This window comes from Pseudomonas sp. COR18, assembly GCF_048568395.1.
Lineage (GTDB): Bacteria > Pseudomonadota > Gammaproteobacteria > Pseudomonadales > Pseudomonadaceae > Aquipseudomonas > Aquipseudomonas fuscovaginae_B.
This window is the reverse complement of sequence record NZ_CP183808.1, coordinates 4,419,309-4,432,381: the sequence shown is the minus strand read 5'-3', so window position 1 is coordinate 4,432,381 and position 13,073 is coordinate 4,419,309. Positions and strand designations below refer to the sequence as shown.

The following is a 13,073-nucleotide window of genomic DNA, read 5'->3' as shown; positions in this document are numbered from 1 at the left end:
TCCTTCACTTTTCAGAGGTATTCACGATGGATGGTTTCCACGATCTCGGCGGCTTCCAGGGCTTTGGCAAAGTCCCCCATGCAATCAACAGTCTGAGCTACAAGCCCGTGTTCAAGCAGGACTGGGAGCACCTGGCCTACAGCCTGATGTTCATCGGCGTCGATCACTTGAAAAAATTCAGCGTGGACGAGGTACGTCATGCCGTCGAACGCCTGGATGTCCGCCAGCATGTCGGCACCCAGTACTACGAACGCTATGTCATCGCTACCGCCACGCTGTTGGTCGAAACAGGTGTCATCACCCAGGCGGAGCTTGATCAGGCCCTGGGGTCTCACTTCAAGCTGGCGAACCCCGCCCAGGCCAAGGGACGCCCGGCGATCACCGGTCGGCCACCCTTCGAAGCAGGCGACCGGGTGGTGGTCCGGGACGAGCACGTGGCGGGGCATATCCGCATGCCAGCCTACGTGCGTGGCAAGGAAGGCGTGGTCCTGCACCGGACTTCGCAAATGTGGCCGTTCCCGGACTCGATTGGCCATGGCGATTTGAATGCAGTGCATCAGCCGACCTATCACGTCGAGTTTCGCGTGAAAGACCTGTGGGGAGATGCCGCGGACGATGGTTTCGTGGTGGTCGATCTTTTCGAAAGCTACCTGGACAAGGCTCCCCACCCGCAAGCGGTGAGCGCATGATTGACGGCGCCCAGGCGGGCCGACTTCCGGTAACGGTGTTTTCGGGTTTCCTCGGCGCCGGCAAAACCACCGTGCTCAACCATGTCCTGCGCAACCGCGAAGGCCTGAAAGTGGCGGTTATCGTCAATGATATGAGCGAAGTCAACATCGATGCCGAAGAGGTGCAGCGCGAAGTGTCGCTGCACCGGGGTAGCGATGAGTTGATCGAGATGAGCAACGGCTGCATCTGCTGCACGCTGCGCGCCGACCTGCTGGAGCAGATCAGCGGCCTGGCGCGTCAGCAGCGCTTCGATTACCTGCTCATCGAATCCACGGGTATCTCTGAGCCGATGCCGGTCGCGGAAACATTCGCCTTTCTTGACGACAAGGGCTTCAGCCTCAGTGAACTGGCACGGCTGGATACCCTGGTGACGGTGGTCGATGGCAGCCGTTTCCAGGCGTTGCTCGAGTCACCCGACAGCATTGCCCGCAACGACGCGAATGAACAGGCGCCCAAGCGCCATCTGGCGGATCTTCTGATCGAACAGGTGGAGTACGCCAACGTCATTCTCGTCAACAAGCTGGACCTGCTCGATGAACCGGGTTACCAGGCCGTGCATGCCATCCTCACCGGTCTTAATCCGAGCGCCCGGATCGTGCCGATCGCTCACGGTAACGTCGAGTTATCCAGCATTCTCGGTACCCGGCTGTTTGACTTGCCCAGCCTTGCCACATCACCGGGCTGGATGAGGAAGATGGAGGACACGGACACCCCGTCCTCCGAGTCGCAAACCTATGGCGTGACCTCCTGGGTGTACCGCGAGCGTGCCCCTTTTCACCCCCAACGCCTGCTCGACTTTCTCTCCCGCCCCTGGAGCAACGGGCAACTATTGCGCTGCAAGGGTTACTTCTGGCTCGCCAGCCGATACCTGGAAACCGGATTGCTGGTTCAAAGCGGCAGGCAATTCCAGTGGGACTATGTCGGCCGCTGGTGGAATTTCATCGAGCCTTCGCAATGGCCCCGGGACGACTATCGGATGCAGAGCATCATGACCAAGTGGGACAGCGTTGTCGGCGACTGCCGACAGGAGTTGGTCTTCATCGGCCAGGATCTCGATACCCACCGGCTGCAGCGCGAGCTCGACAACTGCCTGCTGAGTGCAGAGGAAATCGCTGCCGGCCCGTTGGCCTGGCAAACCCTGTCGGGAGCGTCAGCGATCGACAGCGGGGCCTGGTCGGCATGCCCATGACGGGCTGTGGGATATCGAGGTGGTCGCCGATGAAGTTCGCAAGCTGGCCACCCGGACCAGCCAGACGACGCAGCAAGCGGCCGATATGATCGACGAATAGCTGGGCTGATGCCACGAACCGTTGAGTTGCCGATTGCCGAGGGGCGCCCGCGGCCAGCAGAACCGGCCGGCCCCCGGAGACTGAGCCGGGTTACTGGCCGCCTTTTGCCTCGGTATCACCAGCAGGCGGCACTTCTGCCGGAGCAGTGGCCGGTTTTGCCTCAGGTTCGGCGGCATCCTGGGCCGGTGCAGCAGGCTTGGCTTCAGCGCCCGGCGCCGGATTCACCGTAGCCCCCGCAGCCGGAGACGGCGCCGGACTGGAGCGATAGTCAGCCCGGCGCTTGAGCTGGAACTCGCGCACCGCGTTGTTATGGGCGTCCAGGTCATCGGAGAAGACGTGACTGCCATCACCGCGGGCGACGAAGTACAGGCTCTTGCCCTCCACCGGGTTCAATGCGGCATGGATCGCCTCGCGACCAACCATGGCGATCGGCGTCGGCGGCAGGCCGACGTTGAGGTAGGTGTTGTAGGGGTTGGCCTCGCGCAGATGGGCACGGGTCAATTTGCCGGTATAGCGCTCACCCAGACCGTAGATCACCGTCGGATCGGTCTGCAGCAGCATGCCGAGCTGCAGCCGGCGGACGAAGACACCGGCGATCTGCCCGCGTTCCTGGGGTACGCCGGTCTCCTTCTCCACCAGCGACGCCATGATCAGCGCCTGGTAGGGTTCGGTGTAAGGCGCATCGGTCGAACGCTTTTCCCATTCCTGGGCCAGGACACTCTGCAGGCGATCGTAGGCCTTTTCCAGCAGCTCGGCATCGGTCATCCCGCGTACGAAACGATAGGTGTCCGGGAAGAAACGCCCCTCCGGGAACACATCCTTATGTCCAAGTTTGGCCATGACCTCGCTGTCGCTGAGGCCAGCCAGGGTCTGCTGGAGTTTTTCCTGCTTGGCCAGCGCACTGCGTACCTGGTGGAAGTTCCAGCCTTCGACCAGGGTCAGGCTGTACTGCACCACTTCGCCACGCTGCCAGAGGCCCAGCAGGGTGCGGACATCCATGCCTGGAGTGAGGCGATATTCGCCGCTGTGCAACTGCACCCCGGCCATGTTGAAGCGCCAGTACAGGCGCAGCCAGAAGGCATCGTGCAGGGTACCCTCGGCCTCCATGCGGTTGAAGGTACCGGTTGGGGTCGCACCGGTCGGCACGTCGAGCAGTTGCTCCTGCTTCAGGTCGAGAGTCTGCTCCAGCGCGGAGTGGATCTTCCAGGCCGATACGCCCAGCAGCAATCCCGCCAGCACCAGACCCGTCTGCAGCAGCAACAAGAATTTACGTCTCAATTCAAACTTCCAATAGCGCGCGGGCAATGCCTTGCAGTTTACGGGTGAGCGGCCCTACCGACCAGCTCAGATCGGCCAAGGCGCGAACCGGCCAGACGCCGTAAACGCTGTTACAGAGAAAGACCTCATCAGCTTGCCGGAGTTGCTCCATGCTGATGTCCGAAATATCCACAGGGATACCCAGGTCCCGGGCCTGGTCCAGCAATTCGGCACGCATCACCCCGGCCACGCCGCAACGGCTCAGATCGGCTGTGCGCAGCACGTCATCGCTGACCAGGAACAGGTTGCTGAACACGCCCTCGATCACCCGCCCGGCAGCATCGAGCATCAGCCCTTCGGCATGCTCGCCATCCTGCCATTCGCTACGGGCAATGACCTGTTCCAGCCGGTTGAGGTGCTTGAGACCGGCCAGCAACGGCTGCTCGGACAAACGGGTGGTGCAGGGAAAGAGACGGATCCCCAGGTTCTGCAGGGCCGGTGGATAAGTCGGCAGCGGGCTGCCTTGCAGGATGCGCCGCGGCTGCGCATCGGCCGCCGCGGCATAACCACGCAGGCTGTCGCCGCGGGTGAGGATCAGCTTGAGCACACCCTCGCCCAGTGCGGCGCTGTAGACCAGCAGTTCGCTGCGAATCACTGCCTGATTGGCGGCGAAACCCAGTCGGCGGCAGCCGTCGGCCAGGCGCTGCAGGTGCCGTTCGAGCAGCAGCGGGCGCCCGCCCCTGACGGCGATGGTCTCGAACAGACCATCGCCATAGGCCAGGCCGCGGTCCTTGAGCGGCAACGAATCAGCCGGCTGACCGTCGACCCAGCTCTGCATCACTCGGCGAACCTACGGAACACCAGCGAACCGTTGGTGCCACCGAACCCGAAGGAGTTGGACAGCACCACGTCGATCGGCATGCGCCGTGCTTCGTGAGGCACGAAGTCGAGGTCACAGCCTTCGTCCGGCTCGTCGAGGTTGATGGTCGGCGGCGCCACCTGGTCGGCGATGGCCAGGACGCTGAAGATCGCCTCGATCGCACCGGCGGCACCCAGCAGGTGACCGGTCATCGACTTGGTCGAGCTGACCGCCAGCTTGTGGGCATGCTCGCCGAACACGGTCTTGATCGCCTCGACTTCGGCGATGTCACCGGCCGGGGTCGACGTACCGTGGGCGTTGATGTACTGCACCTGGTCCGGGGTGATCCCGGCATCACGCAGGGCGTTGGCGATGCAACGTGCCGCGCCGGCGCCATCGGCGGGTGGCGAGGTCATGTGGTAGGCGTCGCCGCTCATGCCGAAGCCGATCAGTTCGGCGTAGATCGTCGCACCACGTGCCTTGGCATGCTCCAGCTCTTCGAGCACCAGGGCACCGGCACCGTCGGACAGTACGAAGCCATCACGGCCCTTGTCCCAAGGACGGCTGGCGCGAGTCGGCTCGTCGTTGCGGGTCGACAGCGCGCGCGAAGCGCCGAAGCCGCCCATGCCGAGGCCGCAAGCGGCCATTTCCGCACCGCCGGCGATCATCACGTCGGCTTCGCCGTAGGCGATGTTGCGCGCCGCCATGCCGATACAGTGGGTACCGGTGGTGCAGGCGGTGGAGATGGCGTAGTTCGGTCCCTGCGCACCCAGGTGGATGGACAGGAAGCCGGAAATCATGTTGATGATCGAGCCAGGCACGAAGAACGGCGAAATGCGCCGCGGCCCGGAATCATGCAGGGTGCGGCTGGTTTCCTCGATATTGGTCAGACCGCCAATACCCGAGCCCATGGCCACGCCGATACGTTCACGGTTGGCGTCGGTGACTTCCAGGCCCGCGTCGCGGATCGCCTGAAAACCGGCTGCCAGGCCGTATTGAATGAACAAGTCGAGTTTGCGGGCTTCTTTGGCCGACAAGTATTCTTCGACATTGAAGCCTTTTACCGAGCCACCAAAACGGGTGGTATAGGCAGAAAGGTCTGTGTGTTCGATCAGACCAATGCCACTACGGCCAGCCAGAATGCCCTGCCAGGTACTCGGAACATCCGTACCCAATGGCGACAACATCCCCATACCGGTGACTACGACGCGTCTACGCGACACAGCACTCTCCTTTTTCCTGTTGACCAGTTTGCCTCACCTAAAGAAAAAACCGCACGCCATGATGGCAGTGCGGTTTTTCCATGACAGCAGGCAAAGATTACAAACTATTACGCCTGGTTGGCGTTGATGTAATCGATAGCAGCTTGTACGGTGGTGATTTTTTCAGCTTCTTCGTCAGGGATTTCGGTCTCGAATTCCTCTTCCAGAGCCATCACCAGCTCAACGGTGTCAAGGGAGTCGGCACCCAGGTCTTCAACGAAGGAAGATTCGTTCTTGACTTCTTCTTCCTTCACACCCAGTTGCTCGGCAACGATTTTCTTGACGCGTTCTTCGATGGTGCTCATACCTTGTTTTCACTCCTAATGGAAAAATTCAGGCAGCTGGCCGGTGGGTAAGTGTATAGAAAGGCTTTTCAGCTTTTCAACCGAAAGCTTGCGCCTTCACCCCGCCGTGTCCCCCTGCCCGTCAATAAGTTGCAGCTTTATAACGGATTTTAGACAGCTGGTATGACATTTTTTTGAAGCAATCCGTCACATTTGAATTACATGTACATCCCGCCGTTCACCGGAATTGTAGCTCCGGTCACGTATGCCGCACCCTCCGAAGCCAGGAAAGCGACCACTTGCGCGATCTCCTGAGCCTGGCCCAGACGGCCCAGCGGAATCTGCGTCAACAGGGCTTCGCGCTGTGCTTCCGGCAGTTCGCGGGTCATGTCGGTGTCGATGAAGCCTGGCGCCACCGAGTTTACCGTAATCGACCGCGAGCCGACCTCACGCGCGAGTGCGCGGCTGAAACCTTCGAGGCCTGCCTTGGCTGCCGCATAGTTTACTTGGCCTGCGTTGCCCATGGCACCCACTACCGAGCCGATATTGATGATTCGGCCCCAACGCGCCTTGGTCATGCCGCGCAGAACGCCCTTGGACAGGCGGTACAGACTGTTGAGGTTGGTATCGACCACGTCGTACCACTCATCGTCCTTCATGCGCATCATCAGGTTGTCGCGGGTGATGCCGGCGTTGTTGACCAGTACGGCCGGCGCACCGAACTGCTCGGTGATGCTCGCCAGGACGGCAGCGACCGACTCGTCGCTGGTGACGTTGAGTTCCAGGCCGGTGCCCTGGATGCCGTGCTCCTTGAGGGTCGCGGCAATGCGCTCGGCACCCGAGGCGGACGTCGCGGTGCCGATCACCACGGCGCCCAGGCGACCCAGCTCGAGGGCGATGGCTTGGCCGATACCACGGCTGGCGCCGGTGACCAGTGCAACTTTACCTTGCAGACTCATGCAGGCTTCTCCTAATTCAGGCCTGCGCCGCGCGCGTGGCGGCGAAGGCATCCGGGGTATTCAGGTTGGACGTGTTGACGCCGTCGGCGCAACGCTTGTTCAGGCCGGCCAGGACCTTGCCAGGACCGCACTCGACCAGTTCGGTCGCGCCCTGGGCCGCCAGGTACTGCACGCACTCCACCCAGCGTACCGGCTTGTAGAGCTGTTCCAGCAGGTCGCGCTTGAGGCTGTCCAGATCGGCGGCAACGCTGGCGCTGACGTTCTGCACCAGCGGGATCTGTGGTGCCTGCCAGTCGATGGCGGCAACGGATTCGGCGAAACGCTCGGCAGCCGGACGCATCAGTTCGCAGTGCGACGGCACGCTCACCGGCAGCGGCAGGGCGCGCTTGGCGCCCTTGGCCTTGCAGGCCTCCATGGCGCGCTCGACGGCGGCCTTGGCACCGGCGATCACCACCTGACCCGGCGAGTTGAAGTTGACCGCGCTGACCACTTCGCCCTGGGCGGAGTCGGCACAGGCCGCCACGACATCGGCATCTTCCAGGCCGAGGATCGCCGCCATGGCACCCTGGCCGGCCGGTACGGCCTCTTGCATCAGTTGGCCACGACGCTCGACCAGGCGAACGGCCTCGGCCAGGCTCAGGCTGCCGGCGGCAACCAGTGCGCTGTATTCACCCAGGCTGTGACCGGCAACGTAGGCCGGACGCCGACCACCTTCGGCCAGCCACAGGCGCCACAGGGCGACCGAGGCGGTGAGGATTGCCGGCTGGGTCTTGTCGGTCTGGTTCAGCAGTTCTTCCGGACCTTGCTGGGTCAGTGCCCAGAGGTCATAGCCCAGAGCCTGGGAGGCCTCGGCGAAGGTTTCCAGGATCAGCGGGTACTGTGCGCCCAGCTCGGCCAGCATGCCGAGGGACTGCGAGCCCTGCCCTGGAAAGACGAATGCGAGGGAGGTAGACATGAAACGAGCCCCTAATGATCTTATCGTCGGAGAGTTGGCGTTCCGTCGGAATACAACGAACGGAAACGCAATAAACTGTCAGTTGGATGGCCCATTGAACCGGGCGGTCACATTGTAAGCGCCTGCCGGGCAAAACGCCTAAAGCAACAGGTCCTCCAGACGCCCATGCAGGCGTTCGGGAAGGTTTTCCTGGATCTCGATCAGCGCCCGCTGGATTGCGCTCTGCAAACCCTGCACGCCGGCCGAGCCATGGCTCTTGACCACGATCCCCTGCAGACCGAGGAAGCTCGCACCGTTGTGCCGCGCCGGCGCCAGATCGGCCCGCAGCCGGCTGAGCAACGGCAAGGCCAGGGCACCGACCAGCCGCGACGCCAGGTTGCGCCGGAACAGCGCCTCGACTCGTGCGGCGATCATGGTCGCCAGCCCTTCGCTGGACTTGAGCAGGATGTTGCCGACAAAACCGTCGCAGACTACCACGTCGGCCTCGCCACGATACAAGCCGTCACCCTCGATGAAACCGACGTAGTTCAAGCCGCACGCCTGCTGCAGCAGCCCCGCCGCCAGCTTGACCTGCTGGTTGCCCTTGATGTCCTCGGTACCGACGTTCAACAGTGCCACCCGCGGGCGCACCACGCCCAGGGCCTCGGCGGCCACCGAGCCCATCACGGCGAACTGGAACAGGTTTTCGGCGGTGCAATCGACATTCGCCCCCAGGTCGAGCAACTGGCAGTAGCCCCGTTGGGTCGGAATCGCCGCGACCATCGCCGGCCGATCGATGCCCGGCAGGGTCTTGAGCACATGGCGCGACAGGGCCATCAGCGCCCCGGTATTGCCAGCACTGACCACCGCCTGGACGCGGTCATCGTGCAGCAATTGCAAGGCCACCCGCATCGACGAGTCCGGCTTGCCCCGCAAGGCCTGGGACGGACGGTCATCCATGGTGACGACTTCGCTCGCCGGGACGATATTCAGGCGCGCACGATCAACGGCCGGATAGCCAGCAATCAATTCTTCCAGGAGGGAGGGTTGACCGACGAGGGTCAGGTGCAGCGAGGGTGTAGTAGAAAGGCAGGCAACACTGGCCTGGACAATGTTGCGGGGACCGAAGTCCCCGCCCATTGCGTCGATCGCGATGATCTGAGCGGACAAGATTTACTCGTCAGCGCCCTTGTCGATCACTTTACGACCACGGTATACGCCTTCTGGCGAAACGTGGTGACGCAGGTGAACTTCACCGGTGGTCTTTTCCACGGACAGAGCGTTGGCCTCGAGGGCATCGTGCGAACGACGCATGTCACGGGCAGAGCGGGATTTTTTGTTCTGCTGAACAGCCATAATTGATTAACTCCTAAACGTTTGGGTCACGCTTTAACTGCGCCAATACACTGAACGGGTTGGACCGCGTTACCTCGTCCTCGGCTGGTTCGGGCTCGTCGAGCCCCGCCGGCTGCTGGCATTCTTCCGGATGATGAGCAGGCACAATGGGCAAGGCGAGCAGAAGCTCTTCCTCGATCAATGCCTGCAGATCCAAAGGATCTTCGCCCAGTTCCAGCACGTCATAACCTTTCGGCAACGACTGGGTATTCGCACCCTCCTTCACCACAGCATAACTGCATTCACTGTGAATCGGCAGGGTGACCAGCTCAAGACAACGCTGGCAAACCATCTTGACTTCGGTGTCAATAAAGCTGTGGATAACCACAGACTTACGTTCATCTCGTTCAAAAACGAATTTGGCCTGCACCGTACCGACTGTGTCGGAAAGCGGGTCGCAGAGTCTCTCCAAATCGGCCAGCAGCAGCTCACCCTGGAGGGTGGTGCCGCGATCAGCCAATTTGCGCGGGTCAACGTGAGGTGGAATCGGGTCATTCAACATAGGCGCAGCATTATAGGGATGCACCCGCCCATGTCAAAGGAAATTCAGCCCTGTCCGTCGGCTTCGCCTGTGGATAGAATCGCCGACCACCTTCAGGAGAAGCGCATGCTGCCGTTGTTACTCGCCTCAAGCTCGGTCTACCGCCGGGAATTGCTCGACCGCCTGCGCCTGCCCTTCACGTGCAGCTCGCCCGATATCGACGAAAGCCACCAGCCGGGCGAGCCTGCCGAAGCGCTGGTACGGCGCCTGGCCGAACAGAAGGCGCGAGCCCTGTCCGCCAGCCACCCGCGGCACCTGATCATCGGCTCGGACCAGGTCGCGGTGCTCGACGGGCGCATCCTCGGCAAGCCCCACCGTTTCGAAACGGCCCGGGAACAGTTGCTGGCCGCCAGCGGTGCCCGCGTGAGCTTCCTCACCGGCCTGGCGCTGCTCAACAGCCAGAGCGGCCGCTGCCAGGTCGATTGCGTGGCCTTTACCGTGCACATGCGCCAGCTCGACGAACAGCGCATCGAACGCTACCTGCGCGCCGAACAGCCCTACGACTGCGCTGGCAGCTTCAAGGCCGAAGGCCTGGGCGTGAGCCTGTTCCAGAGCACCGAAGGGACGGATGCCACCAGCTTGATCGGCCTGCCGCTGATCCGCCTGGTGGACATGTTGCTGGCCGAGGGCGTCGAGATTCCCTGACCCCGGGACACGCCCACCGCAGGATGGCGGTGGGCGTACGCAGAGGCTGTCAGCGCAGGGTCGGCCCCTGGAAACCCATCCACATGGCCAGGTGTTCAGCCACGCTCGCCCCGAGCTTTTTCGAGAAGCGGTCGAGCGGCGACTCCTGAACAGTGAAGTCCACCAGCTTCTTCTCGCCGATCACGTCCCGTGCCACCGAACTGGCACTGCCCAGGCCGTCGATCAGCCCCAGCGACAACGCCTGCTCGCCGGACCAGACCAGCCCGGAGAACAGCTCCGGATGCTCCTTGTCCTTGAGGCGGTCACCCCGGCCCTTCTTCACGCTGGCAATGAACTGGTTGTGGGTGGTGTCCAGCACGCCCTGCCAGAAGCGGGTCTCATCCGCCTTCTGTGGCTGGAACGGATCGAGGAACGACTTGTGCTCACCCGAGGAGTAGGCGCGACGCTCCACGCCGAGCTTCTCCATGGTACCGACGAATCCGTAGCCCGCCGCCGTCACACCGATGGAACCGACCAGGCTGGCCTTGTCGGCATAGATTTCGTCGGCCGCACTGGCAATGTAATAGGCGCCCGACGCACCGAGATCGGAGATCACCGCATAGACCTTGGTATTCTGATGCAGGCCACGCAGGCGACGGATCTCGTCATAGACATAGCCCGACTGCACCGGACTGCCGCCCGGGCTGTTGATACGCAGGATGATGCCCTTGACCTTGGGATCCTCGAAGGCCGTACGCAGGCTGCCGACGATATTGTCGGCGCTGGCCGACTCCTTGTCCGCGATCATGCCGCGCACCTCGATCAACGCGGTGTAGTGAGCGCCACGACTGGCGCTCTTTTCCACATCGACCAGGGGCGAGAGCATCACCAACACGGTTCCCACGTAGACAAAGGCCAGCAGCTTGAAGAAGATCCCCCAACGCCGGGCCCGACGCTGCTCGGTGATGCCGGCCTGAAGCGTGCGCTCCAGCAGCTTCCAGCTTTTATCTTCGCCGTCGGCATTCGCCTTGGACGGTGCATTCCATTCATCAGCCATATGTGCTCACCCCAGTAGACTCAATTGGCCTGGCCATTCAACCAGGCATGCAACTCAGGAAAACTGTCGATCGCCAGGCGCGGTTCGAACACCTGCAACTCATCCAGGGACAAGGCCCCGTAACCCACCGCCACGCTGTCCATTCCGGCATTGCGGGCCATCTGCAGGTCGAAGGCCGAGTCACCGACCATCAGCGCCTGGGACGCCGGCACGCCGCAATGGGCGAGAATCTCCTCAAGCATCAGCGGATGCGGCTTGCTCGCGGTTTCGTCGGCGGCCCGGGTGATATCGAAATAATCCAGCCAACCATGGGCCTTCAACACCCGGTCCAACCCGCGACGAGCCTTGCCAGTGGCCACCGCCAATTGGTAGCCGGCCTCGCGGAACGCCGCCATGGACTCGACCACGCCCGGGAACAGTGGCGAAGGTACCGCTTCCAGGGCGATGTAGCTATCGGCGTAGTGTTGACGAAAAACTACCAGCTCTTCGTCAGAGATTTCTGGATAAAGGGTGCGAATCGCCTCTGGAAGGCCCAGACCGATAATGCCCTTGACCGCCCGCTCGTCCCGCAGTGGAAAACCGGAGCGCCCTGCCGCCGCGCCCATCGCCTCGACGATCCGACCAATGGAATCGGCCAAGGTGCCGTCCCAGTCGAAAATCAGCAGTTTGTAATCAGCCCGCACTCAAGCGCTCCACGGTCCTGGCCCACATTTCATCCACCGGCGCCTGCAGCTTCAGCTCGCCGCCATCAGGCAGCGGCACTGTCAGCATGTAGGCATGCAGAAACAGGCGTTTGCCGCCCAGTTCACGGATTTCCCGGGTGAAGTCGTCATCCCCGTACTTGCTGTCGCCGGCGATGCAGTGGCCGGCATGCAGGGTGTGCACCCGAATCTGGTGGGTGCGACCGGTCACCGGCTTGGCTTCGACCAGGGTGGCGAAGTCGTTGAAACGACGCAGCACCTTGAACACTGTCAGCGCATCCTTGCCCTCGTCGTTGACCTCCACCATGCGCTCGCCGGAGCGCAGGTTGCTCTTGAGCAACGGCGCCCGCACCTGCTTGACCGAGGTTGCCCAGTGACCACGCACCAGCGCCATGTAGCGCTTGTCGACGCCATCGCCGCGCAACGCCTCGTGCAGATGGCGCAGCATGCTGCGCTTCTTGGCGATCATCAGCAGCCCGGAGGTGTCGCGATCCAGGCGGTGCACCAGCTCCAGCTCCTTGGCTTCGGGACGCAACTGACGAAAGGCTTCGATCACCCCGAAACTCAGGCCGCTGCCACCATGCACGGCGATACCCGCCGGTTTGTTGATCACGATGAGCGCCTTGTCCTCGTACACGATCGAGTCCTCCAGGCGCTGCAGCAGCCCCTGGGCGACAGGCACGGGTTCGTCGCGCTCGGGAACGCGCACGGGAGGCACACGAACGATATCGCCTGCCTGCAGCTTGTACTCGGGCTTGATCCGCCCCTTGTTCACTCGCACTTCGCCTTTGCGCAAGATGCGGTAAATCAAGGTCTTGGGTACGCCTTTGAGCCGGGCCAGGAGAAAATTGTCGATGCGTTGGCCGGCAAATTCCGGCGAAACCTCGAGCAGTTGAACGCCAGAGGTCGGGGGGGTAGTCGTCGTCATGTCGCGGATGATAACAATTTTTTATGGAATTGAAGCACTTAATCATTGCTGCTATAGTCGCGAACGCCGCCAAAAGCGGCCGGGCAGCGGAACAACGGCAAACAGCCGACCCTGACCCACGCAATTCATCAGGACGCGAGGCCGTCCTACGGGGCTTTCGCTACATTTGGCAGGTTCGCGATTGTAACAAGCGCAGGTGACATGAGGCCTGAAGCGAGCCGGGAAACTGAGTAACCACTCGTCTCCCGAGCCGA

The 13,073-nt window shown here is 62.3% G+C and carries 15 protein-coding genes; 3 read left to right on the top strand and 12 right to left on the bottom strand.

Features of this window, described 5'->3' with window-relative positions:
• Positions 1–26: 26 nt before the first annotated feature.
• Positions 27–689 carry a nitrile hydratase subunit beta gene (gene nthB / locus ACM62G_RS20535; RefSeq protein ID WP_054063000.1) on the top strand — a complete coding sequence of 221 codons (663 nt, stop codon included), beginning with the start codon at positions 27–29 and terminating at the stop codon, positions 687–689.
• The gene (locus tag ACM62G_RS20530) at positions 686–1,918 is read left to right on the top strand and encodes a GTP-binding protein (protein WP_419735422.1); all 1,233 of its coding nucleotides are present in this window, start codon (positions 686–688) and stop codon (positions 1,916–1,918) included. Before nthB ends, ACM62G_RS20530 begins: the two co-directional genes overlap by 4 nt.
• A 190-nt stretch (positions 1,919–2,108) precedes the next feature.
• On the opposite strand, the gene mltG is transcribed toward ACM62G_RS20530, so the two are convergent.
• The 9 genes from mltG to ACM62G_RS20485 form a co-directional block, all read right to left on the bottom strand.
• Positions 2,109–3,296, bottom strand: a complete 1,188-nt coding sequence (gene mltG / locus ACM62G_RS20525; protein WP_054063002.1) for an endolytic transglycosylase MltG — start codon at positions 3,294–3,296, stop codon at positions 2,109–2,111.
• 1 nt (position 3,297) lies between these two features.
• Complete coding sequence (gene pabC / locus ACM62G_RS20520; RefSeq protein WP_416770021.1) at positions 3,298–4,113, bottom strand: aminodeoxychorismate lyase; 816 nt, start codon at positions 4,111–4,113, stop codon at positions 3,298–3,300.
• Entirely contained in the window at positions 4,113–5,357 is a 1,245-nt protein-coding gene (gene fabF / locus ACM62G_RS20515) for a beta-ketoacyl-ACP synthase II (protein WP_054061154.1), read from the bottom strand. The genes pabC and fabF overlap by 1 nt, the downstream gene beginning before the upstream one ends.
• Before the next feature lie 107 nt (positions 5,358–5,464).
• Positions 5,465–5,701, bottom strand: coding sequence for an acyl carrier protein (gene acpP / locus ACM62G_RS20510; RefSeq protein WP_017905760.1), 237 nt, complete (start codon positions 5,699–5,701; stop codon positions 5,465–5,467).
• A gap of 197 nt (positions 5,702–5,898) precedes the next feature.
• Positions 5,899–6,639 (bottom strand): 3-oxoacyl-ACP reductase FabG, encoded by a 741-nt coding sequence (fabG, locus tag ACM62G_RS20505; protein WP_010447167.1) that lies wholly within the window; start codon positions 6,637–6,639, stop codon positions 5,899–5,901.
• A gap of 16 nt (positions 6,640–6,655) precedes the next feature.
• On the bottom strand, positions 6,656–7,594 hold the full coding sequence (fabD, locus tag ACM62G_RS20500; protein WP_419735421.1) for an ACP S-malonyltransferase: 939 nt from the start codon (positions 7,592–7,594) through the stop codon (positions 6,656–6,658).
• A 138-nt stretch (positions 7,595–7,732) separates the two neighbouring features.
• A complete protein-coding gene (gene plsX, locus ACM62G_RS20495) occupies positions 7,733–8,743 on the bottom strand; it encodes a phosphate acyltransferase PlsX (protein ID WP_419735420.1) in 1,011 nt (336 codons plus the stop codon).
• A gap of 3 nt (positions 8,744–8,746) precedes the next feature.
• Positions 8,747–8,929 (bottom strand): 50S ribosomal protein L32, encoded by a 183-nt coding sequence (gene rpmF, locus ACM62G_RS20490; RefSeq protein WP_009406838.1) that lies wholly within the window; start codon positions 8,927–8,929, stop codon positions 8,747–8,749.
• Positions 8,930–8,942: 13 nt separating this feature from the next.
• Positions 8,943–9,470 (bottom strand): YceD family protein, encoded by a 528-nt coding sequence (locus tag ACM62G_RS20485; RefSeq protein ID WP_017905764.1) that lies wholly within the window; start codon positions 9,468–9,470, stop codon positions 8,943–8,945.
• A gap of 105 nt (positions 9,471–9,575) precedes the next feature.
• On the opposite strand from ACM62G_RS20485, the gene ACM62G_RS20480 reads away from it, so the two are divergent.
• On the top strand, positions 9,576–10,154 hold the full coding sequence (locus tag ACM62G_RS20480; protein WP_054061151.1) for a Maf family protein: 579 nt from the start codon (positions 9,576–9,578) through the stop codon (positions 10,152–10,154).
• A 49-nt stretch (positions 10,155–10,203) separates the two neighbouring features.
• Here ACM62G_RS20480 and sppA read toward each other — a convergent pair whose 3' ends face one another.
• Genes sppA through rluC form a run of 3 tightly spaced genes read right to left on the bottom strand, consistent with a single transcriptional unit; the run spans position 10,204 to position 12,819 of the window.
• Complete coding sequence (gene sppA, locus ACM62G_RS20475; RefSeq protein ID WP_054061150.1) at positions 10,204–11,190, bottom strand: signal peptide peptidase SppA; 987 nt, start codon at positions 11,188–11,190, stop codon at positions 10,204–10,206.
• 20 nt (positions 11,191–11,210) lie between these two features.
• A complete protein-coding gene (locus ACM62G_RS20470; protein ID WP_054063006.1) occupies positions 11,211–11,873 on the bottom strand; it encodes an HAD-IA family hydrolase in 663 nt (220 codons plus the stop codon).
• Positions 11,863–12,819 (bottom strand): 23S rRNA pseudouridine(955/2504/2580) synthase RluC, encoded by a 957-nt coding sequence (gene rluC, locus ACM62G_RS20465; RefSeq protein WP_054061148.1) that lies wholly within the window; start codon positions 12,817–12,819, stop codon positions 11,863–11,865. Before rluC ends, ACM62G_RS20470 begins: the two co-directional genes overlap by 11 nt.
• Between the last annotated feature and the right edge of the window lie 254 nt (positions 12,820–13,073).